Genomic DNA, 21,984 nt, shown 5'->3' on the forward strand with positions numbered 1-21,984 from the left:
CCATGGCGTTCCGACGCCCGTCCCGGTTCGCCGGGTTCACCACGATCTGGTTCGGCCAGCTGCTGTCGGCGCTCGGCACCCGGATGACGAACTTCGCCCTGAGCATCTGGGTGTGGGACGCCACCGGCCGAGCCTTCGACCTGACCATGCTGATGGCGTTCGCGTTCGGCGCGACAGTCATCTTCAGCCCGATCGCCGGCGCGCTCGTCGACCGGTGGGGACGACGACTGACCATCGTGCTCAGTGACGTCGGCTCGGCGGTCACCACGGCCGTCGTGCTGCTGCTGTTCCTCAGCGGCTCGGTCGAGGTGTGGCACCTCTACCTGGTCAACCTGGTCACCGGCGCGTTCCTCGCGTTCCAGCTCCCGGCGTACCAGGCGACCATCACGGTGATGATGGAGAAGGGCCAGTACCCGAGGGCCAACGCGATGATGTTCGCGGTCCGGACCATCCCGGTGATCTTCGCGCCCGGCTTCGCCGCCGCGCTGCTCGGCCTGATGGACATCAAGGTCATCCTGCTCATCGACGCGCTGTCCTACGTGGTGGCGATCGGCGCGGTGCTGCTGGTGCAGCTCCCACCCGTACCGCGCTCGACGCAGCCGGAGGAGGGCGGCTTCTGGTACGACACGATCTACGGCTTCCGCTACATCCTGACCAGCCGGGCGTTCACCGGGCTGGAGGCGATCATGTTCGCCATCAACGTGCTCGCCGCGGTCGGCTTCGCCCTGCTGGTGCCGCAGATCCTGGCCCGCACCGACAGCAGCACCAACGCGGTCGGTCTGGTGCAGACGATCGGCGCGGTGGGCGGGGTGGCCGGCGCGCTGCTGCTCGGGCTGCTGCCCAACACCCGCCACAAGATCCGCCGGATGCTCATCGCCATCCTGGTCTTCAGCGTGCTCGGCCGGATCGTCTACGGCGTCGGGGACAGCATCATCGTCTGGTCGGTGGCCCTGCTCTTCCTGCACCTGTCCATCCCGTTCATCGACGGGTACGCCCAGTCGGTGTGGCAGGAGAAGGTCGAGCCGTCCCACCAGGGCCGGGTCTTCGCCGCCCGCCAGTTCATCGAGGACCTGGCGTACCCCGGCGGCACCGCCCTGGCGGGTATCGCCGCGGACCGCTGGTTCGAGCCGATGATGCGCGAGGGCGGCCCCGGCGTGCCGTACTTCGGGTGGCTGGTGGGCAGCGGACCGGGCGCCGGGATGGGCCTGATCTTCGTGATCGTCGGGGTGTTCGGCATCGGCGTGGCGGCGGCCGGGTTCTTCTCGCCGAGCGTCCGCCGGATGGAGGTCGACCTGCCCGACTACGACGAGCCGACCGACCCGCCGGCCCCGCTGCCGTCGCCGACCGGCACCGACGAGCTGACCGACGACCGCGCGGTGGTGGCGAAGTGACGCTGACCGAGGTGGTGGCCGGGGTCCTGGAGGTGGATCCGGCCGAGGTGACCGACGAGTCCGGGCCGGAGACCATCGGCACCTGGACCAGCCTGCGCCACCTGCAACTGGTGGTGACCCTGGAGGAGGTCTACGGGCTCTCCTTCGCCTTCGACGAGATCCGCGACGTGCGCAGCGTCGGCGAGCTACGGACCGTGCTGCGCGCCAAGGGAACGGAGACGCGATGAGCGGCGTCCTGTTCGCCCAGCGCAGCCGCTGGCAGGCGCTCACCCGCCGGCGACCGACCCCGGCGCTGCGCGTCGCGCTGCTGGCCAGCTACACGGTGGACCCGCTGGTGCCGTACCTGGGCCTCGGCCTGCACGACGCCGGCCTGGCCGCCACGCTCACCGTCGGCCCGTTCCAGCAGGTCGTGCAGCAGTGCCTGGCCACCGACGGCTTCCTCACCACGGCATGCCCCGACGTGCTGGTGGTGGCGCAACGCCTCGAGGAGGCAGGTGAGCCCGGCCCCGCCGGCGACGACTGGGCGGCGGAGCTGCTGGCCGGGGCCGAGGCGGCCGTCACCGCCGCGCGCCGGCACGGCGCCCTGCTGGTGTACGTGCTGCCGGCCGTCCCCACCGACCGTCCGGCCGGGCCGGCCGACGCGATGCACGCCGACGGGGTGGCCGCCAGCGCCACCGTCGTACGGCAACGCCTGCGCGACCGGTTGGCCGGCGACCCGGGAGTGCTGCTCGTCGACGCCGACGAGGCGGTACGCGCCGTCGGCGACGAGCACGCGTACCACCCGGTGCTGTTCCGCCTCGCCAAGGTGCCGTACACCGAGGAGGTGTTCGCCCGGCTCGGGGCGACCGCCGCCACGCTGGTGGCCTCCTGGTTCGGCGCCGGCTGCCGGGCGCTCGTCGTCGACGCGGACGGGCTGACCGGCGCGGCGCACCTGCTGCCGGCGCTGCGCGAGCTGCGCGCCACCGGCGTACGGGTGGCGCTGCGGGCCACCGGCGACGACTGGTGGTCGAACGGCGACGCCGTCGACCTGCTGAGCGTGCTCGACGGCTGGGTCACCGACGACCGGCCGCCGACCGACCAGCTCGCGGAGATCGCCGCCGAGCTGGACGTCGTACCGGCCCAGCTCGTCCTGACCGGCGTCGGCGCGCAGCCGCCGGGAGGCGACGGGCCACCGCGGCGCGTGCCGCTCGGGGCCGACCCGGCGGCCTGGTCGGACGAGCTGCGGGCGGCGGGACTGACCGACCGGCTGCCGGAGCGCCGGTGGTCGGGCGGCACGTCCCGACCCACCGCCGCGCCCGTCGAGCTGTCCCTGGACGACTTCGTGGCCGGCCTGGACGTCCAGGTCGACTACCGGCCGGTGGCCGCCGAGGGCGTCGCCGAGGTCGCCGAGGTGGTCGCCCGGGCGCACGACTTCGCCCTCGCCCCGGCCCCACCGGCCGCCGCGTTGGCGCAGCGGGCCGCCGACCTGCTGGCGATCCGGGTACGCGACCGGTTGGGCGACTACGGCACCTCGGGTCTCGTCGCGCTGGACCGGGCCGACAGCCGCTGGACGGTCGACGTCTTCTCGCTTTCCTGCCCGGTGCTGGGCAAGGGCGTGGAGGCGACCGTGCTGCGGGAGCTGACCCGCCGGGCCGGCGCGGCCGGCGCGGGAGAGGTGCTGGTCCGCTGGACCGACACGGGCCGCAACGGCACCGCCCGGCGCTTCCTGTCCGAGCTGGACGGTGTCGCCTCCGCCGATCCACGGGTCCGGCTGCACGCCGCCCACGCGAGCGACGACCGGACCACGGGGGTACGGCGATGAGCGCACCACCGGTCGGTGTCGGGGTGGCCGCCCTGGCGCACGTCCTCGGCGAGCCGGTCGACGTGGCGGCGGCCGCGGCCGCGTACACCAAGGATCTTGATCGTCTGCGGTCCTGGGAGTACCGGACCTTCCACCGGGCCGGGCCCGGCGTGGGGGTGACCGACCTGGCGGTGGTGGCCGGCGGCACGGCGCTGGACCGGGCCGGGCTGTCCGCCGCCGACGTGGACCTCGTCGTGCTCGCCGTCCCCGACCTGGCCGAATACCTCTACTGGGATCCGGCCGCGCACACCCAGGCCCGCCTGGGCGCGCACCGGGCCGAGGCGGTGCTGCTCAACCAGGCGTGCGGCGGCGGGGTGGCCGCGTTCGACACGGTGGCCGGGCGGTTCGCCACCCATCCCGACTACCGCACGGCGCTGGTGATCGGCGCGAACCGGGTGTGCGAGCCGTACTGGAACCGGATGGAGGTGAACACCAGCGTCTTCTCCGACGGTGCTGCGGCGGCCGTGCTGGTCCGCGACCACGACCGGTGCCGCTGGCTGGCCACCGAGACGATCACCGACGGCCGGTACGCGGGTTTCATGCGGATGCCCGTCGGTGGCGCCGCCCAGCCGTTCACGCCGGACGCCGGCACCCCCCGCGTCGGTGATCCGGCCGACCGGCTCAACGAGTTCTTCGCCGGGGACGTCCGGCGGATGTTCCGGTTCGTGGCGACCATCCGCGAGCGCAACCGGCAGGTGGTCCAGGCGGCCTGCGGCCGGGCCGGCGTCACGCTCGCCGACGTCCGCCGGTTCGTGCACTTCCACGACAACGCCCGGCAGTTCGCCGAGCTGGCCAAGGACCTCGGCGTCGACCTGGAACGGACGAACGTCGAGCTGGCCCTCGCGCACGGCCACATCGGCTGCGCCGACCAGCTCATCGGCCTGGAGCACCACCTCGACAGCGGCGAGGTGACCACCGGCGACCTGGTCGCCCTGACCAGCACCGGCAGCGGCATGCACTGGGTCTGCACCCTGCTGCGGGTCTGACCGGCCGCACCCCACCCACGGGAAGGAACACCGAACATGAGAGTCGAGGAGGTCCTGCACCGGATCCGCCGGCTGCGCCGAGGTGACGCGGCCGTCGACCCGGAGCTGGCGTCCGGCCTGGTCCACCTGGACGACGCGGCGGTCACCACCGTCGCGTCCGCCGGCCGACTGCTCGCCGACGTGCCCGCCGAGAAGCTGGCCAGCCCCGACTTCCCGCTGCGCCCGCTGCGGGTCGCGGTCACCGGCACGTTCACCCCGGGCACGCTGGAACCGCTGCTGCGGGTGGCGCTGCTGCGGATCGGCATCGCCGCCGAGATCCACGTCTCCGGCTTCGACCAGCTCGTGCTCGACCTCAGCGACCCCGGCTCGGCACTCGCCGAGTTCCGGCCGGACGTCACGCTCTGCCTGCTGCACGACGGCTGGTTCCTGCCCACCGAGTGGGACCCCGGCGACCTGGCCGGCCTCGCCGACGTGCTGCGCGAGCGGACCGCCGTGCTCACCGCCGCGCTGCGCGGGTACGCCGCCCGCACCGACGGCGCGGTCCTGCTGCACACCGTGCCGCTGTCCCCGTTGGAGCACCGCAGTCTGGTCAGCTTCCGGGGCCGGGCCGAGCTGGGCCGCGTCTGGCGGGAGCTGAACGCGCAGCTTCTGGAGCTGGGCGGGCGGGACACCACGTACACGCTCGACCTGGAGACGCTGCTGGTCGACCACGACGGTCCGGTGCGCGACGAGCGCCTGTACCGGTTCGCCAGCATGGCGTGGACGCCCACCGTGGAACGCCGGTACGCCCACGAGGCGGCCACGTTCTGCCGCGCGGTCCTCGGCCGGACGGCGAAGGTGCTCGCGCTGGACCTGGACAACACGCTCTGGGCGGGCGTGCTCGGCGACGACGGGCTCACCGGCATCCGGTTGGGCACCGACTACCCGGGCAACTGCCACCGGGACGTGCAACGTCGCGCCCTGGCGCTGCGCCGGCAGGGCGTGCTGCTCGCGGTGTGCAGCAAGAACGACCCGGACCTGGTGACCGAGGCGTTCGCGCACCATCCGGACCTGCTGCTGCGCGCCGACGACTTCGTCGCGCAGGCGGTGAACTGGGGACGCAAGGACGAGAACCTGCGCCAACTCGCCACCGGCCTGAACCTGGGCCTGGACGCCGTCGTGTTCGCCGACGACAGCCCGTTCGAGTGCGAGCTGGTACGCCACGAGCTGCCCAGCGTACGGGTGGTGGAGTTGGCCGGCGACCCGGCCGGCTTCGCCACCAAACTGCTCGCCGAGGGGCACTTCAGCGTGCTGGCCACCGGCGCCACCGACCGGGAACGCACCGAGCTGTACCGGGCGCGGGCCGGGCGGGAACGTTTCGCCGCCACCTTCGACTCGGCGGCCGACTACCTGCACGAGCTGAAGTTGCGGGTCAGCGTCCGGGAGGTCGACGCGCACACCCTGCCCCGGGTCGCGCAGCTCGGGCTGCGCACCAACCAGTTCACGATGGCCGAGCGGGCGCACACCGAGGCGCAGACCCGGACGCGCGCCGACTCCCCCGACCACCTCGTGCTCACCGTCGAGGTGGCCGACCGGTTCGGCGCCGAAGGGCTGGTGGGCGGCCTGTGGCTGGACCGGACCGACCCGGACGCCTGGGTGATCGAGAACTTCGTGCTGAGCTGCCGGGTCTTCTCCCGGGGCGTCGAGCAGGCCGCGCTGCACCGGGTCGCCGAGCTGGCCCGGTCCGCCGGCGCGACCCGGCTGGAGGCGCTGTTCCGGCCCACCGCCCGCAACAAGCCCGGCGGGGCCGTCTGGCCGTCCGCCGGTTTCACCGTGGCCGCCGTCGAGGACGGGACCACCCGGCACGTGCTGCCGCTGCACCCCCCGCCCCGGCTGCTGCCGGCGTGGATCGCCCTGGAGGAGGGAGACATCCGTGCCTGACCTGTTCACCACCGTCGCGGGCCTCATCGAGCAGGTCGCGGACGTACCGGCCGAGGAGATCTCGCCCGACGTCCGGTTCGCGTCGCTGGCTCACTGGACCAGCCTGGAGGCGCTGCGGCTGCTCTCCGCGCTGGAGGATGATCTCGGCGTACGGCTGGACCTGCGGTCGTACCTGGCGGTGACCGCCGTCGGTGAGCTGGTCGACCTGGTCGCCGGCGAGCTGGACGGGGCAGCGCGGTGACCGCCACCCACGTCGAGGCGCCGCCGAGCGCGCCGACCCGGCTCGCCGACGACGATCTCGACCTGCTGCTGCTCATCCGGCACTTCGAGCTGGCCCTGCTGGACATGTTCGGACGCGGCGAGCTGCACGGCACCACGCACACCTGCCTGGGCCAGGAGTACGTGCCGGTGGCGCTGCGCCCGCTGCTCGACGACGGCGACTTCGTGTTCAGCAACCACCGGGGCCACGGCCACTACCTGGCCCGGTTCGCCGACCCGCACGGCCTGCTCGCCGAGGTGATGGGCCGCGAGGGCGCGGTGTGCCACGGCGTCGGCGGCAGCCAGCACATCCTGCGGGACCGCTACCTGTCGACCGGCGTGCAGGGCGAGAGCGCGCCGGTGGCCGCCGGGGTGGCGCTGCACCTCAAACGCACCGAGCCCGGCCGGCTGGCGCTGGTCTACCTGGGCGACGGCACCTGGGGGGAGGGCGCCGTCTACGAGGCGCTGAACATGGCCGCGCTGTGGGGCCTGCCGCTGGTGCTGGTGGTGGAGAACAACGGCATCGCCCAGTCCACGCCGACCACCGCGCAGCTCGCCGGCAGCATCGGCGGCCGGGCCCGGGCGTTCGGGGTGGACCACCTGCGGATCACCTCCACCGACACCGAGGTGGTCCGCGCCGCGCTGACGCCGGTGCTGCGCCGGGTCCGCGAGCGGTCCACGCCGTACGTGGTGGAACTGCTCACCCACCGGGTGGGGCCGCACAGCAAGGGGGACGACAGCCGTCGCCCCGAGGAGATCGCACACGCGCGGGCGCACGACTGGTACGCGCGGTACGCGCAGGCGTACCCGGAGCAGTTCGACGCGCACGACGAACGCCAGCGGGCGTACGTCGCCCGGGTGGTCGCCGACGTCGCCGGCCGGCCGGCGAGCCGCTGGACGGAGGAGAACCGTGGCTGAGCGGGTGGTGGAGAACCTCAACCAGGCCCTGCACGCGCTGCTGGCCGACGATCCCACGCTGACCGTCCTCGGGGAGGACCTCGCCGACCCGTACGGCGGGGCGTTCAAGGTGACCCGGGGATTGTCGGCGCGCTGGCCGGAGCGGGTGTTGTCCACCCCGCTGAGCGAGGGCGGGATCGTCGGCGTGGCCGGTGGGCTGGCGCTGGCCGGGCAGGGCGCGATCGTCGAGATCATGTTCAGTGACTTCGTGGCGCTGGCGTTCGACCAGATCCTCAACTTCGCCAGCAAGTCCACCGCCATGTACGGCCGGCGGGTGCCGATGCGGCTGGTGGTGCGCTGCCCCAGCGGCGGCAACCGCGGGTACGGCCCGACGCACAGCCAGAGCCCGCTGAAGCACTTCATCGGCATCCCCGGCCTGAGCGTGCACGAGGTGTCGCCGTTCCACGACAACCGGGCGGTCCTCGCGGGGATGCTCGCCACCGGCCGGCCGGGACTGCTCTTCGAGGACAAGGTCCTCTACACCACGCGCATGTACGCCGACGGCGTGGTGGACGAGCTGCTCCGCTACGACCTGATCGGTCCGGACGGCGACGTCGCCCGGATCCGGGTGGACGAGGAGGAGCAGGCCGACTGCGTGCTCGTGGTACCCGGCGGACTGGCCACCCGGGCCGTGTCGGTGGCCCGGGAGCTGCTGCTGCGCGACGACGTCGTCTGCCAGGTGCTGGTGCCGTCGCGGCTGTGGCCGCTGGACGTGGACACCCTGCTGCCACCGATCGCCCGGGCCGGGCGGGTGGTGGTGGCCGAGGAGAGCACCGCCGGCGGCACCTGGGGCGCCGAGCTGGCGCAGGTCGTGCACCGGCGGCTCTGGGGGTCGCTGCACGCGCCGGTGCGCCTGGTGCACTCCGCGGACAGCGTCATCCCGACCGCCGCGCACCTCGAACGCACCGTGCTGGTGCAGGACGCCGACATCCACCAGGCCGTGAAGGAGGTCGTCAGTGGTGACTGACCTGGTCGTCCCCAAACTCAACAACAACGACACGACGTACGTCCTGCTCGACTGGCTGGCCGGCGACGGCGAGCAGGTACGCGCCGGCGACCCGATCGCCGAGGTGGAGACGTCGAAGGCGGCCGAGGAGCTGCTCAGCGACGGCGACGGGGTGCTGCACCGGCTGGTCGAGGTCAACCAGGAGTGCGCCCCCGGCGACGTCATCGGGCACGTCTTCGACAGCGAGGAGGCCCGGCAGCGGTTCCTCACCACGACGGTCACCCCTGCCGCCCCGACGGCCGGCGTGCGACCGGGTGGACCCGTCCTCACCGACTCGGCCCGGGAACTCGCCGCCGCGCACGGCCTCGCCGACGACGAGCTGCGCGGGCTCGGCAAGGCGGTCGTGCGGCGTACCGACGTGGAACGCCTGCTGGCCGACCGGTCGGCGGCGCCCCCGGCCGCGACCGAGCCGGTGGTGGTGGCCGCGGCCGCCGCGCTGGCGGCCGGCGACGGCCCGGACCCGGACGACCCGCGCCCGGTCCACGCGCTGTCCCGCGCCCAGCGCGCGGTGGCCGCCGTGGTCACCGAGTCGCACCGGGAGGTGCCGGCGGCGCTCGCCGTGATCAAGGTACGGGCCGACGCCGCCATCGCGGTGGCCCGGCAGCTCACCCGCGCCACCCGCACCCTGGTCGGCCTGCCGGAACTGCTGGTCAAGGCGATCGGCGGGTTGCGCGAGGACCACCCGTTGCTCTTCGCCTCCCCCGGCGACGGCAGCAGCGTACGACTGGCCGAGGCGGCGCACGTCGGCGTCACCATCGACGTCGGTACGGGCCTGTTCATCCCGGTGGTCCGCGACGTCGAGGAGCTGACCTGCCCGGAGATCGCCGAGACACTGATGGACTTCCGCTCCCGGGCCGGCGGCGAGGGCTTCCGGGCCGGCGAGCTGGCCGGCGGGACCATCGTCGTGTCCCTGCACACCGACCCCGACGTGGTGCTCGCCGGGCCGATCGTCTTTCCCGGCCAGACCTGCGTGGTGGCGATCGGCGGCACCCAGGACGAACTGGCGTTGGACGCGGACGGTCAGGTGGTGACCCGCCGGTTCGTCAACCTGAGCGCCGTCTACGACCATCGGGTGGTCAACGGACGCGAGGCGGTTGCCTTCCTCCAGGGGGTGAAGGCGGCGCTGGAGTCCCCCGACGACCTCGCCGAGGAGTGACGCGCCGGTCAGCCGACGAGGTCGTCGTTGCACACCTGCCAGCCGGTCTCCGACTCCAGGCGCAGCTTGAGCGTCGTGGTCCGACCGTCCCGGCCGGTCAGTTCGACGGTCACCGAGGCGCTCTTGCCGGCCTCGTCGGTGAAGACGGCCCGGCCCATGGTGTGCGACACGGGCCGGCCGAGGCGCTCCACCGCCGCCGTGAACGCCGCCAGGTCGGTCCGCGCCCGGACCTGGTGGCACAGCGACTCGTGGGCGGCGGTGTCGTCGTTGCGCTCCAGCCGACCGACGAACTGGTCGGCCGCCGCACGCGGCTCGTCCACGTCCGGTCCGGCGTACATCCACAGGAGAAAGCCGCCGACCGGCACGGCGAGTGCCGCCAGGCACCCGAGGGTGACGGCGACCGCGACGATCCAACCGGTGCGCGAGGCCGTGGCAGGTGGGTCGACCGACGGAGGGTGCGGTGACAGGGCTGGGCGCATGACGCCACGCTAATGACGCCCGGCACCCGACCGACGACGGTACGGCCACGAATAGATCTCGATGCCGTGGATCCCGTCGTACCCTTGGCGCGGTGATCTCCGCCGCACTGCGCCGCGCCCTGACCGAACCCGGCGACCCGGTCCTGCGCCCCCTGCCCGACCAGGTGGTGGCGATGCTGGAGACGCTGCACGCGCCACCGCGTCTGGCCGCGCACCTGCGTGCCGTCCACGATGTCGCCGCGCAACTCACGGACGCGGTGGCGCAACGGTTCCCGCAGCTGCCGGTCGACCGCTCGGCGGTGCTGTTCGGTGCCGCCACCCACGACATCGGCAAGATCCGGCACCCCGAGGAGCTGTCCGGGCCGGGCTCGGCCCACGAGCCCGCCGGTTACGACCTCCTGCTGGAGCACGGCGTCGCCGCCCCACTGGCCCGCTTCGCGCGCACCCACGCCTCGTGGCACCGGGACGACATCGGTGTCGACGACCTGCTGGTCAGCGTCGCCGACAAGGTCTGGAAGGGCAAGCGGGTCACCGACCTGGAGGATCTGCTCGTCGACCGCCTGGCCGAGGCGACCGGTCGCGAGAAGTGGTCGGCGTTCATCGAGCTGGACGACGTCCTCGACCGGATCGCCGCCGACGCGGACCGGCGACTCGCCTTCCAGGCCACTCACCCGGTCGGCGACCTCGACGGCTGACCGGGTCAACGCGTCGGGGACGGCTGTCTGTGGTGATCGTCGGCTGCTGGGCGGTGGTGTCTCCGGCGTGTCGTGTTGCCGAGCGGCCAACGATCACGAGCGGAGGCCGCCGCGGCGGTCAGGCAGAGCGCGGTGGCGGCGAGGACCGGTGGGCGACCACCCAGGTGGACGGCGACGGACCCGAGCGGGATCGCCAGGACGAGCGGCCCGAACATCGCGGTGTTGGCCGTCGCGGCGACCCGGCCGAGCAGCGCTGTCGGGGCATGCGTCTGCACGGCGGTGACCGCCGCGACAAGGGTCCACGGCAGCCCGACGCCGGCGACGACCGCACCCGCCACGGTCGCCTGCCACCAGGGCAGGCAGCGTGCGAGACAGCTCACGGCGAACAGCACCGTTCCGGCGAGCCCGACGGGAACCGGGCCCCGTCGGGTGAGGAGCCGGCCGACCACGATTCCACCCAGGACGGACCCGGCGCCCTGGGCACTGGCCAGCAGCCCGAGGAAGGTCGTCGGCAGGCGCAGGTCCGTGACGACGATCGTGTAGAGGGCGGCGGTCACGAAGCCGGACATGGCGATCGACACTCCGGCGAGCAGGACCGGGACCCGGATGGACCGCTGTCCGGCCACGACCGACAGTCCGTCGCGGAGCCCGCGGTCCCGCCGCGTCGGTCGCTCGGGTGGCGTGCGGTTCAGGCGGACCGCCAGGTAGAGGACGGCGACCAGGATCGGCATCACCGCGCTCAGCACGGCGACCGCGTGGCCGCCCTGCCAGCTGTAGAGGCCGGCGCCGGCCAGCGGCGCGACGAGCTTCATGCCCTCCTGGGCGCTGGACCGCCACCCGTTGACGGCACCGAGTTCCGCCGCCGACAGCGCCGACGGCAGCAGCGCGGTCTCTCCCGCGTCGATGAGCACGTAGCTGATGCCGTAGGCGCACGAAACGGCGAAGATGACCCACGTCTGCCCGGGGCCACGCACGGCGAGGAGTGCCAGCAGCGCGCCCGCCAGCACGAGGTTGACGGCGATCACCAACTGTCGCCGCGATGCCCGATCGAGCAGGCCACCCAGCCACGGACCGCCGAGCACCGGGGCGTACACGCAGAGTCCGGCGAGGGCCGCCAGTCCGGTGGAGCCGCTGAGGTCCAGGATCCAGATGCCGGAGACGAGGGCCATGGCGCTGCTGCCGAAGCCGGACAGGAGCGAGATCGCCACGAACAGACCCGCGTTACGCCGCATGGGGCCTCCCAGGTTGAGTCGGGTTGACTCACATCCTGATTCTTGAGCCAGGCTCGGGCAATGCCGTCGGTGGATGTCAATCTTGCGTTGACAATGCGGTCGTCATCGTCGCCGCCACCGCCCGCACCGGCGGCGGCAGCCGGTCGCCCGCCTCGTCGAGGTCGGTCCGCAGGTGCAGGACCAGGGCGTAGAGCGAGCCCGGGTCGGCGTCCAGGGCGGCATCCACGGTGCTCCGCACGAGTGCCGCCCGGCGGAAGCGGGAGTCCCACCAGCGGTCCGTCGCGATCCAGCGTCCCAGTTCGGCCACCGTGGCTCGCAGCGCGGCGATCTGCCGCGGGTAGCCCCGGTCCAACTCCTGCCGCCGCGCACGTCGCGCCACCGCCAGGCGCTGCCGGCGTTGCTCGGCGGCCTGCCGGCTGCCGAGGCCCAGTGCGGTCGCGATCTGCGCCCAGGTCGCGCCGTCATGGCGGGCCCGGTCGATCAGCGAGGCCTCCCGCTCGTCCAGGCGGGCACGAGCGGCGCGCACCTCAGCCAGGCCGGCCAACGGCGTCGTCATCGTGTCAACGCTACATTGACAGCTCGACGTTGCGAGTGTCCGGGCCGGCCGCGGTGCCGCGCGTGCCGGGTGTCCGTACCCATCCAGCGACGCTGTCGAGCTGCCCCATTTCTGGGGCGGACCCAACCCTGTTGCACTGCCCCCTTCCGGGCAGGACCCGACCCTGTCGAGCTGCCCCACTTCCGGGACGGACCCGAGCCTGTTGCGCTGCCCCCTCCCGGGCAGGACCCGGCCCTGTCGAGCTGCCTCACTTCCGGGACGGACCCGATCCTGTTGCGCTGCCCCCTCCCTGGCAGGACCCGACCCTGTCGAACTACCCCACTTCCGGGACGGACCCGAGCCCGTTGCACTGCCCCAGAATCGGGGCAGCTCGACAGGCAGCACAGTGCACCCCTACCCTCCCCTGCCGGGCTGCCGCCTGCCGGGCCACCGCCTGCCGGGCTGCCGACTTCTGCCGGCGGGACGGTGGCCGGCCGGTCAGCCGGCGGCGAGGTGTTCGCGGACGCTGCGGGGGCGCATGTCGGTCCAGGTGCGCGTGACGAAGTCCAGGCACTCCTCGCGGCTACCGGCGCAGCCGGCGTCCCGCCACCCGTGCGGCGCCTCCTTGTGCCGGGGCCACAGGGCGTACTGCTCCTCGTCGTTGACCACCACGCGGTGTTCGTCAGCCATTGGAATTGCCTTCCTCGTGTCGGGCCAGGTGCAACTCGCGGGCGAGACTCTCCGGCGAGAGCGCCCGGATCTCCGCGAGCAGGTCGGTGAGGTCGCCGTCCGGCACGGCGGGAGCGGGCCGGGCCAGGTCGGCGACGGTACGCGCCAGCGCGGCGGGGGTGGGTGACTCGAAGATCGCGGCGGGCGGCAGGTCGACGCCGAACGCGTCGCGCAGTCGCGCCACCACGCGGGTGCCGAGCAGCGAGTGGCCGCCCAGCTCGAAGAAGTCGTCGTCGGGGCCGATCTCGTCCACCCCGAGCAGGTCCACCCAGATCCGCCGCACCACCTCGTACGGCTCGTCGGTCGGCACGGTGGCGACGGCCGGGGCGGTCGGTGGCGGGGCGGCGGCATCGGGCGCCTCCTCGTCGACCGTGACCGGACCCGGCCGGTACGCGTCGACCCAGTGCCGCTCGCGCGCGAACGGGTACGTGGGCAGGGGCACCCGCCGTCGTCCGGTGGGCCAGTCGACGGGTACCCCGGCGAGCCACAGCCGGCCAACGGCCAGCGCGACGACGTCGTCCTCCCCGGCCGGGGTGCGGTCGGCCGGCAGGCTGGTCAGCACCGTCGCCCCGCGGGCCGCCGGGTGCTGCCGGACGAGGGTGGCCAGGGTGCGGCCCGGACCGGCCTCCAGCAACGCGTACCGCTCGCCCAGCAGCAGCTCGGCCGCGGCGGTGAAGTTGACCGGGCGGCGAAGCTGCCGCACCCAGTAGTCGGGGTCGGTGGCCTCGTCGTCGGTGAGCCAGCGACCGGTCACATTGGACACCAAGGACACGGCGGGCGGACGCAGTGGGATCTCGCGCAGGTGCGCGGCGAAGCCGGCCAGGGCGGGCTCCATCAGGGCCGAGTGGAACGCGTGCGAGGTGCGCACCTCCCGGCAGGCCACCCCGCGCCCCCGCAGGTCGGCGGCGAACGCGGCGACGGCGGCCGTCGTGCCGGAGACGGTGACGAGGCGCGGCGCGTTGGCGGCGGCCACCTCCACGCCGGCGGGGAGCAGCGCCGTGACCTCGTCGACGCCGAGCGCCACCGAGAGCATCGACCCGGGCGCCTGTGCCTGCATGAGTCGGCCGCGTACGGCGACGGTGGCGAGCGCGTCGGGCAGCGTGAAGACGCCGGCCAGGCAGGCGGCCACGTACTCGCCGAGGCTGTGTCCGGCCATCGCGACCGGCCGTACGCCACGGTGGCGCAGCAGTTCGGCGAGGGCGTACTCGACGGCGAACAGGGCCGGCTGGGTGAGTCGGGTCTCGTCCAGCTCCGGTGCGGCGGGGACCGGCTCGCCGGGTGGACAGAGCAGCGTGCGCAGGTCCACGTCGAGGTGCGGGCGCAGCAGCTCGGCGCAGCGGTCGAAGGCCGCCCGGTAGACCTGTTCGGTGCGGTACAGGGTGCGGCCCATGCCCGGGTACTGCGCGCCCTGGCCGGGGAAGAGCAGCGCCACCCCGGCCTGCGTGCCGGTGGCGACGCCGGTGCGGACCAGCGACGAGTCGCGGTCGGCGAGCCGGGCGGCGGCGGTGCGGGCGTCCCGGGCGACGGTGACCAGCCGGTGGCCGAACACCCGTCGGGTGTGGGCCAGGGTGTACGCGACATCAGCCAGCGGCAGGTCCGGGTTCGCGTCGAGGTGCGCGGCGAGCCGGGTACGGGCCTCGTCGAGCGCGTCGGCGTCCCGCGCGGAGAGCACCAGCACCTGCGCGTCCCGCTCGTCGTCCGGGAGGTGTTCCGCCGGTTCGGCCGCCTGGAGCACGACGTGCGCGTTGGTGCCCCCGATGCCGAAGGAGCTGACCGCCGCGCGGGGTGGAGTACCCAGGTCGGGCCAGGGCTGCGCGGTGGTGGGCACCCGGAACGGCCCGCCGGCCAGCTCGGGGTGCGGCTCGGTGCAGTACGGGCTGGGCGGCACCACCCGGTGGTGCAGCGCCAACGTGGCCTTGATCAGCCCGGTGACGCCGGCGGCGACGTCGAGGTGACCGACGATCGACTTGATCGAGCCGAGGGCACACCGCCCGCCGGCCGCGCCCCCGAACGCCTCGGTCAGCGCGCGCAGCTCGATCTGGTCGCCCAGTTCGGTGCCGGTGCCGTGCGCCTCGACGTAGCCGATCGTGGCGGGGTCGACCTCGGCCACCTCCTGGGCGGCCCGGATCGCGGCCACCTGGCCGTCCACCCCGGGCGCGGTGAAGCCGACCTTCACCCGGCCGTCGTTGTTGATGGCGGAGCCGCGAATGACCGCGTACACCGGGTCGCCGTCGGCGCGGGCGTCCGCCAGCCGGCGCAGGACGACCACGGCGGCGCCGTCACCCCCCACGGTTCCGGTGGCCCGGACGTCGAAGGGCCGGCAGTGCCCGTCGCGGGACATGATGCCGCCGGCCTCGTGGCGGTAGCCGGTGCCGGTGGGCAGCAGGACGTGCGCCGCGCCGGCGAGGGCGACGTCGCACTCGCGGGCCAGCAGCGCCTGCACGGCGAGGTGCACCGCGACCAGCGACGACGAGCACGCCGTCTGCACCGCGACGGCGGGTCCGCGCAGGTCCAGGTGGTACGCCACCCGGGTGGGCAGCGAGTCCTTGTCGTTGGCGAGCATCAGCTCGTACTCGGAGACCGAGTCGAGTCGCGGATTGCGGAACAGGTGGTGCAGGAGGTAGCCGCTGGCCGCCGCGGCGGCGTACACGCCGACCAGCCGGTCAGGGTTCCCGGCGAGGTGACCGGCGCGTTCCAGGGCGGTCCAGGCCGTCTGGAGGAAGAGCCGCTGTTGCGGGTCGAGCAGCCGGGCGTCGCGGGGCGAGTAGCCGAAGAAGGCGGCGTCGAAGCGGTCCACGTCGGCCAGCGCGCCGTGCGCCGGCACATGGTCGGGGTGCCGCCGTTCCTGCTCGCTGAGCCCGGCGGCGGCCAGCTCCGCGTCCGTGAACCGGGTGATGGTCTCCTGGCCGGCGAGGATCCGCTGCCACAGTTCGTCGACGTCGGCCGCGCCCGGGAAGCGGCCGGCCATCCCGACGATGGCGATCTCCAGTCCGGTCTCCTGGTCGCTCACGATCGTCCCTCCCCCGCCGGCACCGGGCGGGCCCGGCGGGCCCGGTCGGCCAGTGCCTGCTTGCGTTCGTCTCGTCGCCGGCCGCCGGTCGGCGTCGGCGTCGGCGCGGACCCGCCGTCGAGGAAGCGGGCCAGTTGCGCGACCGTCGGGTAGCGGAACAGCTCCACCGCGGGAACCGGTCGGCCCAGCCGGTCGGCGAGTCGGGCCTGCACCCGCGCCAGCAGCAGGGACGTGCCGCCGAGGTCGAAGAAGTTGTCGTCCGCCCCGACGTCGTCCACCCCGAGCACCTGCCGCCAGGTGTCGGCGATGGCCCGTTCCACGGCGCCGTCGGGGGCCACGTACGCGGCGCCGAGGTCGGCGCGGGCCACGGCCGGCGCGGGCAGGCGGGACGGGTCGAGTTTGCCGCTGGCGGTGACCGGCAGGTCGGGCACCACCACGAAGGCGCTCGGCACGAGGTAGCGGGGCAGGCGCCGGAGCAGGCTCTGGCGTAGCTCGTCCACCGCCAACCCGTCGCCGACGAGGTAACCGACGAGTCGCCGGCCGCCCGGCGAGTCGGTCCGCACCACGGCGGCGGCCCGGCGCACGCCCGGGTACTGCCGCAGGTGGGCTTCCACCTCGCCCAGCTCGATCCGGTAGCCGTTGATCTTGACTTGGTTGTCCGCCCGGCCGAGGAAGACGAGTTGCCCGTCGGCACGCCAGCGGACCAGGTCGCCGGTGGCGTACATCCGGGCCCCCGGCGTCGGCGCGTACGGGTCGGGCAGGAATCGGCCGGCGGTGAGCGCGACGTCGCCGTGGTAGCCGCGCGCCACAACGACGCCGCCGAGGTGCAGCTCGCCGGGCACCCCGGCCGGCACCGGCCGCAGCTCGGTGTCGAGGACGTAGGCGCGTACCCCGGTCAGCGGTCGGCCGATCGGCAGCTCGGTGTCGGTGGCCGCGCAGCGCGCGGCGGTGGCGGTGACGGTGGCCTCGGTGGGGCCGTACCCGTTGATCAGGAGCCGGCCGCGCGACCAGGCGGCGGCGACGTCCGGGGCGCAGGGTTCCCCACCCACGGTGAGTACCCGCAGGTCGGGGACGGCCGCGGGGTCCAGCGCGTCGAGGACGACGGGCGGTAGGTCGGCGACCGTGACGCGGTGCCGGACGAGCGCGGCGGCCAGGTCGGGGCCGGGCGTGCGTTCGTCCGGGCCGAGCAGGCGCAGGGTCGCGCCGACGGTGAGCGTGGTGACCAGATCGGACAGCGCGACGTCGAAACCGATCGAGTGGAACTGCAGGACCCGGTCGCCGGCCTGGACGCCGACCAGCCGGGCCTGCGCCTCGACGAGGTTGGCCAGCCCTCGGTGGGTGCCGATGACGCCCTTGGGCAGCCCGGTCGAGCCGGACGTGTAGATCAGGTAGGCGGCGGCGTCCGGATGGACTGTCGCCAGCGGCGCGGCGTCGTCGTGCGACGCGTCGTCGTCGAGGTGCAGCAGCGGCAGGTCGGTGGCGGGCAGCGCGAGTCGCGCGTCGGCCGTGGTGACCACCAGCGCGGCGGTGGAGTCGGCGAGCAGGTGCGCCAGCCGGGCCGCCGGTAGCTGCGGGTCCAGGGGCAGGTAGACCCCACCCGAGCGGAGTACGGCGAGGAAGGTCACCACCCAGTCCGGGCCGGCGGGCAGGCAGACGCCGACGGTCGTCTCGGCCCGCACGCCCCGGGCGACGAGGGTTCGGGCCAGGCGGTCGGCCCGGGCGTCCAGGTCCCGGTAGGTGACGGTCTGATCCCGGTACGCCACGGCCACCGCGTCGGGGGTTTCGCGGGCCTGGCGGGCGACCAGCTCGCCCAGGGTGGGCTGCTCGGGTGACGCGGGCGCGGTGGCGGCCCAACGGTCGACCAGGTCCCGCCCGGCGGCCTCATCGAGCAGCGGCAGCCGGTCCACCGGGGTGTCCGGGGCGGCGAGCGCGGCCATGAGCAGGGTGTCGAGCTGGTCGGCGAGGGCCCGGGCGGTGGAGGTGTCGAAGAGCCGCGTCCGATACTCGATCCGCCCGTCGATCCGGCCCTCGTGCGCGATGACGGTCAGCGTCAGGTCGAACATGGACGTGCCGGTGTGCGTCTCGCCGCTGGCCAGCACGGTCACCCCGGGCAGCGTCAGCCGCTGTTCCCAGCCGTCCTCGACGGCGAACATGACCTGAGCGAGGGGATGACGGCCGGGGTCGCGGACCGGGCGCAGCTCCTGCACCAGGGCGTCGAACGGCACCGGGTCGGTCAGCGCGGTCAGCGCCGAGTCGCGGAGCCGGTCCAGCAGCGCGGCGAAGGTCAGTCCACCGTCGACCCGGCTGCGCAGCACCAGCGTGTTGACGAAGAAGCCCACCGCGGTCTCGCTGTCGAGTGTCTGCCGGTTCGCCACCGGGGTGGCGATGAGCAGGTCCGGCTGTTGGCTGCGCCGGTGCAGCAGCGCCGCCCAGGCCGCCGCGAAGATCATGTATGGGGTCGCGCCGGTACGTCGTTCCGCCTCGGCGACCCGGTCGGCCAGCGCCCGCGGCCAGGAGAACTCGATCTCGTGGCCGGCGTCCTCCAGCTCCGCCGGACGGGGCCGGTCGGTGGGCAGGTCGAGCCCGGGCGGCGCGCCGGCCAGCGCGGCACGCCACCAGTCGAGCCGCCGGGCCACCTCGGTCGGACCGAGCAGCCGATCCTGGGCCAGGGCCGCCGGCACGTCCCGGGGAACCGCCGGCAGGGCCACCGCCCGGCCCGCCCGCAGGGCCGCGTACGCCGCCGACAACTCCTCGAAGAGCAGACCCATGCTCCAGCCGTCGCAGACGATATGGTGCAGGCTGAGCAGCAGCGAGAAGTCGTCCGGGCCGGTACGGCACAGGGTGGCGCGCACCAGCGGCCCCCGGGCCAGGTCGAACGGGCGTACCGCCTCGGCGGCGGCGTACTCGTCGATCTCCTGCGGCGCGACGTCCACCACGGCCAGCGGCAGGCCGGTCGGCGGCAGCACCAGCTGGTACGACTGACCGTCCAGCGGCACGAACACCGTCCGCAGCGACTCGTGCCGGGCCACGATCTCGTCGAGCGCGCCGCGCAACGCGGCCACGTCCAGGTCACCGCGCAGGTCCACCCGGTACGGCACGTGGTAGGTGGGGCTGTCCGGTCGGAGTTGGGCCAGCAGCAGCATCCACTCCTGGGCGGCGGTGAGCGGGTGGATGCCGTACCGGTCGCCGTCGGCGCGGATCGCCGCGAGGAACGCCTGCCGCCGCTCGGGTGGCAGGGCGTCCACGCGCTGGCGCAACCGGTCGGACGTGAGCCCGCCGGTCATCGGGTGGCACCCTGTTCGAGCTGGTCGAGCAGGCCCGCGAGGTCGGCGGCGGGCGGCCCGTCCAGCGCGGCCGGGACGGTCGGCGCGGCGGATTCGGCGGGCGGGCCACCGATCTCGTCCAGCGCGGCGGCCAGCCCGGCCACCGTCGGATGGTCGAAGATCAGCCGCAACGGCACCTCCGCGCCGATCGCGGCGGTCAGCCGGGAGCGGACCCGGGTCGCCTTCAGGGATCGCCCGCCCAGGTCGAAGAAGTCGTCGGCGCGGTGGCGTACCGGTACGCCGAGCACGTCCTGCCAGATCTCGGCCACCGTCCGCTCGGTGGGCGTACGCGGGGCGTCGTCGTTGGCGGTGGCTCCGGCGTCGGGGGCGGGCAGCGCCGCGACGTCCACCTTGCCGTTGCGGTTGAGCGGCAGCCGGGGCAGCGCCACGAACACGGCCGGCACCAGATGGTCGGGCAGTTGCTCGCGGGCCCGGTCCCGGATCGCCTCGACGCCCACCCCGTCGTCGGGCACGACGTACGCGACCAGTCGCGCGTCACCGGCGGCGTCCCGGTCGGCGCGCACGATCGCGTCGCGGACCAGCCCGCCGCCGCGCAGCGCCTCGGTCACCTCCCCCGGCTCGACCCGGTACCCGCGGATCTTCACCTGGTGGTCGGTCCGGCCGACGAACTCGATCAGCCCGTCGGGGCGCTGCCGGACCACGTCGCCGGTGCGGTAGAGCCGGCTTCCGGCCCGGGGCCCGAACGGGTCCGGCACGAACCTCTCGGCCGTCGCGTCGGGGCGGCCGAGGTAGCCACGGGCCACCCCGTCCCCGCCGATGAACAACTCGCCCAGCACCCCGGGCGGCACCGGTTGCAGGAGCCGGTCCAACACGTACACCCGGGTGTTGGCGACCGGGCCGCCGATCGGCACGACCGGGTCCGCGGCGGTGAGCCGGGCGCAGTCGTACGTGGTGCTGTAGGTGGTCGCCTCGGTCGGGCCGTACCCGTTGACCAGCGTGGTGTCCGGGCAAGCGGTCCGGAGCCGGTCCACCGCGATCCGGTCGGCCTGCTCGCCGCCGAAGGTCAGGTAGCGCAGCGCGGCCAGGGCGTCCGGGGCCTCGGTCGCCACCTGCCGGGCCACCGAGGTGGCCAGAAACATCATCGTCACGCCGGTGTCGCGCAGCCGCGCCCGCAGCCGGTCCGGCACGATCACGTCGTTGATGTCCAGGTCGGCGAGGCAGGCGCCGTTGAGCAGCGCGCCCCAGACCTCCAGGGTGGCCGCGTCGAACGACATCGTGGCGGCCTGCCCCATCACGTCGTCGGGGCGTACGTCGATGAACGTGGTGTCGCGGACCAGCCGGACGATGTTGCGGTGGCTGACGCCGGTGCCCTTGGGACGGCCCGTGGACCCGGACGTGTACATGACGTACGCGAGTTGGTCGGGGTGGACCGTGACCGCCGGCGGCTGCGCCGGACCGTCCTCGGCGGGCAGCCGGTCCACGGCGATCCGGGGCGTGCCGTCGTCGGGGAGCCGGTCGGCCAGCGCGGCGGCGTGCAGGATGACGCCCGGCGCGGCGTCCTGGCACATCAGCGCCAGCCGCTCCGGCGGGTATCCGGGGTCCAGCGGCAGGTACGCGGCGCCGACCCGGAGCGTCGCCAGCGCGGCGACCACCCAGGTCGTGGTGTCGGCGACGCAGATCCCGACGAGGGTCTCGGCGCCGATCCCGAGCCGGAGCAGCCGCGCGGCCAGGTGGTTGGCCCGGCGGTCCACCTCGCGGTAGTCGAGGGTCCGGTCGTCGTCGCGCAGCGCGGGCGCGTCCGGGGTCCGCCGGGCCCACTCGGCGAACAGGGCGGGCAGCGACGATTCGCGCGGATAGTCGGTGTCGGTGGCGTTCGGGTCCCGCACCACCCGCTGTTCGGTCGCCGGGTCGAGCAGCGGCAGGTCGGACAGCCGCGCCGTGGGACGTTCCCGCACCCGGTCGAGCAGGACGGCGAGCGCCGCCCCGATCGTCGGGGCGTGCGGGTGACCGGACACCGTGACGGTCCGCCGTTCGTCGCCGATCAGCAACCGCAGCGCACCACGATTACCGGGCGGCAGTTGATCGGGTCCGATCGATACCACCGGCCGATAGTCGGGGGGATTTTCGGGCAATTCCGTATCGTGCTCGCGGGCTTCCCGGAGCGCCGTTCGGACCAGGTCCCGCAGCTCGATCCAGGTGGGATCCTCGGGCAGCCGGACCCGGACCGGCAGCCAGCCCGACCCGCCGGCCGGCGCGGCCGGCGTCTCGGCGACGAGATCCTGAGCGCCGGCCCAGCGGCGCAGCAGCGCGAACAGGCCGGCCAACGCGCTGACCTGCGGCTCGACCTCGTCGCCCAGGTCGACTCGGGCGTCGACGGGCGGGGCTGACGTCGGCGTGAAGGGCAGGTCCGGCGGCTCCGGGAGGGCCGCGAACCGCCGCTCCCAGAAGGCGGAGAGGCCAGGAAGAATTGTCTGTTCGGTCATCGGATCTCAGCTCCGATCAGCGG

At 74.2% G+C, this 21,984-nt stretch carries 17 protein-coding genes; 10 read left to right on the plus strand and 7 right to left on the minus strand.

The features are described 5' to 3' along the window. The first annotated feature begins 2 nt into the window (after window positions 1-2). The 9 genes from ACN263_RS17235 to ACN263_RS17275 are packed head-to-tail and all read left to right on the plus strand — an operon-like array spanning window position 3 to window position 9,514. Entirely contained in the window at window positions 3-1,391 is a 1,389-nt protein-coding gene (locus ACN263_RS17235; RefSeq protein ID WP_421471620.1) for an MFS transporter, read from the plus strand. Beyond that, window positions 1,388-1,618 (plus strand): acyl carrier protein, encoded by a 231-nt coding sequence (locus ACN263_RS17240; protein WP_355048096.1) that lies wholly within the window; start codon window positions 1,388-1,390, stop codon window positions 1,616-1,618. The genes ACN263_RS17235 and ACN263_RS17240 overlap by 4 nt, the downstream gene beginning before the upstream one ends. Beyond that, on the plus strand, window positions 1,615-3,192 hold the full coding sequence (locus ACN263_RS17245; protein ID WP_422735344.1) for a hypothetical protein: 1,578 nt from the start codon (window positions 1,615-1,617) through the stop codon (window positions 3,190-3,192). Before ACN263_RS17240 ends, ACN263_RS17245 begins: the two co-directional genes overlap by 4 nt. Continuing rightward, window positions 3,189-4,217 carry a 3-oxoacyl-ACP synthase III family protein gene (locus tag ACN263_RS17250; protein ID WP_422735345.1) on the plus strand — a complete coding sequence of 343 codons (1,029 nt, stop codon included), beginning with the start codon at window positions 3,189-3,191 and terminating at the stop codon, window positions 4,215-4,217. The genes ACN263_RS17245 and ACN263_RS17250 overlap by 4 nt, the downstream gene beginning before the upstream one ends. A gap of 36 nt (window positions 4,218-4,253) precedes the next feature. Then, window positions 4,254-6,137 (plus strand): HAD-IIIC family phosphatase, encoded by a 1,884-nt coding sequence (locus ACN263_RS17255; RefSeq protein ID WP_422735346.1) that lies wholly within the window; start codon window positions 4,254-4,256, stop codon window positions 6,135-6,137. After that, the gene (locus tag ACN263_RS17260) at window positions 6,130-6,378 is read left to right on the plus strand and encodes an acyl carrier protein (RefSeq protein ID WP_422735348.1); all 249 of its coding nucleotides are present in this window, start codon (window positions 6,130-6,132) and stop codon (window positions 6,376-6,378) included. The genes ACN263_RS17255 and ACN263_RS17260 overlap by 8 nt, the downstream gene beginning before the upstream one ends. Then, window positions 6,375-7,313 (plus strand): thiamine pyrophosphate-dependent dehydrogenase E1 component subunit alpha, encoded by a 939-nt coding sequence (locus ACN263_RS17265; RefSeq protein ID WP_422735349.1) that lies wholly within the window; start codon window positions 6,375-6,377, stop codon window positions 7,311-7,313. The genes ACN263_RS17260 and ACN263_RS17265 overlap by 4 nt, the downstream gene beginning before the upstream one ends. Further along, entirely contained in the window at window positions 7,306-8,319 is a 1,014-nt protein-coding gene (locus ACN263_RS17270) for an alpha-ketoacid dehydrogenase subunit beta (RefSeq protein WP_422735350.1), read from the plus strand. Before ACN263_RS17265 ends, ACN263_RS17270 begins: the two co-directional genes overlap by 8 nt. Continuing rightward, a complete protein-coding gene (locus ACN263_RS17275; RefSeq protein WP_422735351.1) occupies window positions 8,309-9,514 on the plus strand; it encodes a 2-oxo acid dehydrogenase subunit E2 in 1,206 nt (401 codons plus the stop codon). Before ACN263_RS17270 ends, ACN263_RS17275 begins: the two co-directional genes overlap by 11 nt. Before the next feature lie 8 nt (window positions 9,515-9,522). Here ACN263_RS17275 and ACN263_RS17280 read toward each other — a convergent pair whose 3' ends face one another. Beyond that, window positions 9,523-9,993, minus strand: coding sequence for a hypothetical protein (locus tag ACN263_RS17280; protein WP_422735352.1), 471 nt, complete (start codon window positions 9,991-9,993; stop codon window positions 9,523-9,525). Window positions 9,994-10,085: 92 nt separating this feature from the next. Here ACN263_RS17280 and ACN263_RS17285 point away from each other — a divergent pair, with 92 nt between their 5' ends. Then, window positions 10,086-10,688, plus strand: a complete 603-nt coding sequence (locus tag ACN263_RS17285; RefSeq protein ID WP_422735353.1) for an HD domain-containing protein — start codon at window positions 10,086-10,088, stop codon at window positions 10,686-10,688. A gap of 5 nt (window positions 10,689-10,693) precedes the next feature. Here the strand turns inward: ACN263_RS17285 and ACN263_RS17290 are convergent, their stop codons facing one another. The 6 genes from ACN263_RS17290 to ACN263_RS17315 form a co-directional block, all read right to left on the minus strand. After that, window positions 10,694-11,920, minus strand: a complete 1,227-nt coding sequence (locus tag ACN263_RS17290) for an MFS transporter (protein ID WP_422735354.1) — start codon at window positions 11,918-11,920, stop codon at window positions 10,694-10,696. Window positions 11,921-11,996: 76 nt separating this feature from the next. Next, window positions 11,997-12,476, minus strand: coding sequence for a hypothetical protein (locus tag ACN263_RS17295; RefSeq protein WP_422735355.1), 480 nt, complete (start codon window positions 12,474-12,476; stop codon window positions 11,997-11,999). Window positions 12,477-12,953: 477 nt separating this feature from the next. Continuing rightward, entirely contained in the window at window positions 12,954-13,145 is a 192-nt protein-coding gene (locus ACN263_RS17300) for an MbtH family protein (RefSeq protein WP_421471632.1), read from the minus strand. Next, complete coding sequence (locus ACN263_RS17305) at window positions 13,138-16,194, minus strand: type I polyketide synthase (protein ID WP_422735357.1); 3,057 nt, start codon at window positions 16,192-16,194, stop codon at window positions 13,138-13,140. Before ACN263_RS17305 ends, ACN263_RS17300 begins: the two co-directional genes overlap by 8 nt. Next, window positions 16,191-19,478: an amino acid adenylation domain-containing protein gene (locus ACN263_RS17310; protein WP_422735358.1), complete on the minus strand. Its 3,288-nt coding sequence runs from the start codon at window positions 19,476-19,478 to the stop codon at window positions 16,191-16,193. The genes ACN263_RS17305 and ACN263_RS17310 overlap by 4 nt, the downstream gene beginning before the upstream one ends. Further along, window positions 19,475-21,961 (minus strand): non-ribosomal peptide synthetase, encoded by a 2,487-nt coding sequence (locus ACN263_RS17315; RefSeq protein WP_422735359.1) that lies wholly within the window; start codon window positions 21,959-21,961, stop codon window positions 19,475-19,477. Before ACN263_RS17315 ends, ACN263_RS17310 begins: the two co-directional genes overlap by 4 nt. Window positions 21,962-21,984: the final 23 nt, after the last annotated feature.

This window comes from Micromonospora sp. WMMD729 (assembly GCF_049315225.1).
Taxonomy (GTDB): Bacteria; Actinomycetota; Actinomycetes; order Mycobacteriales; family Micromonosporaceae; genus Micromonospora.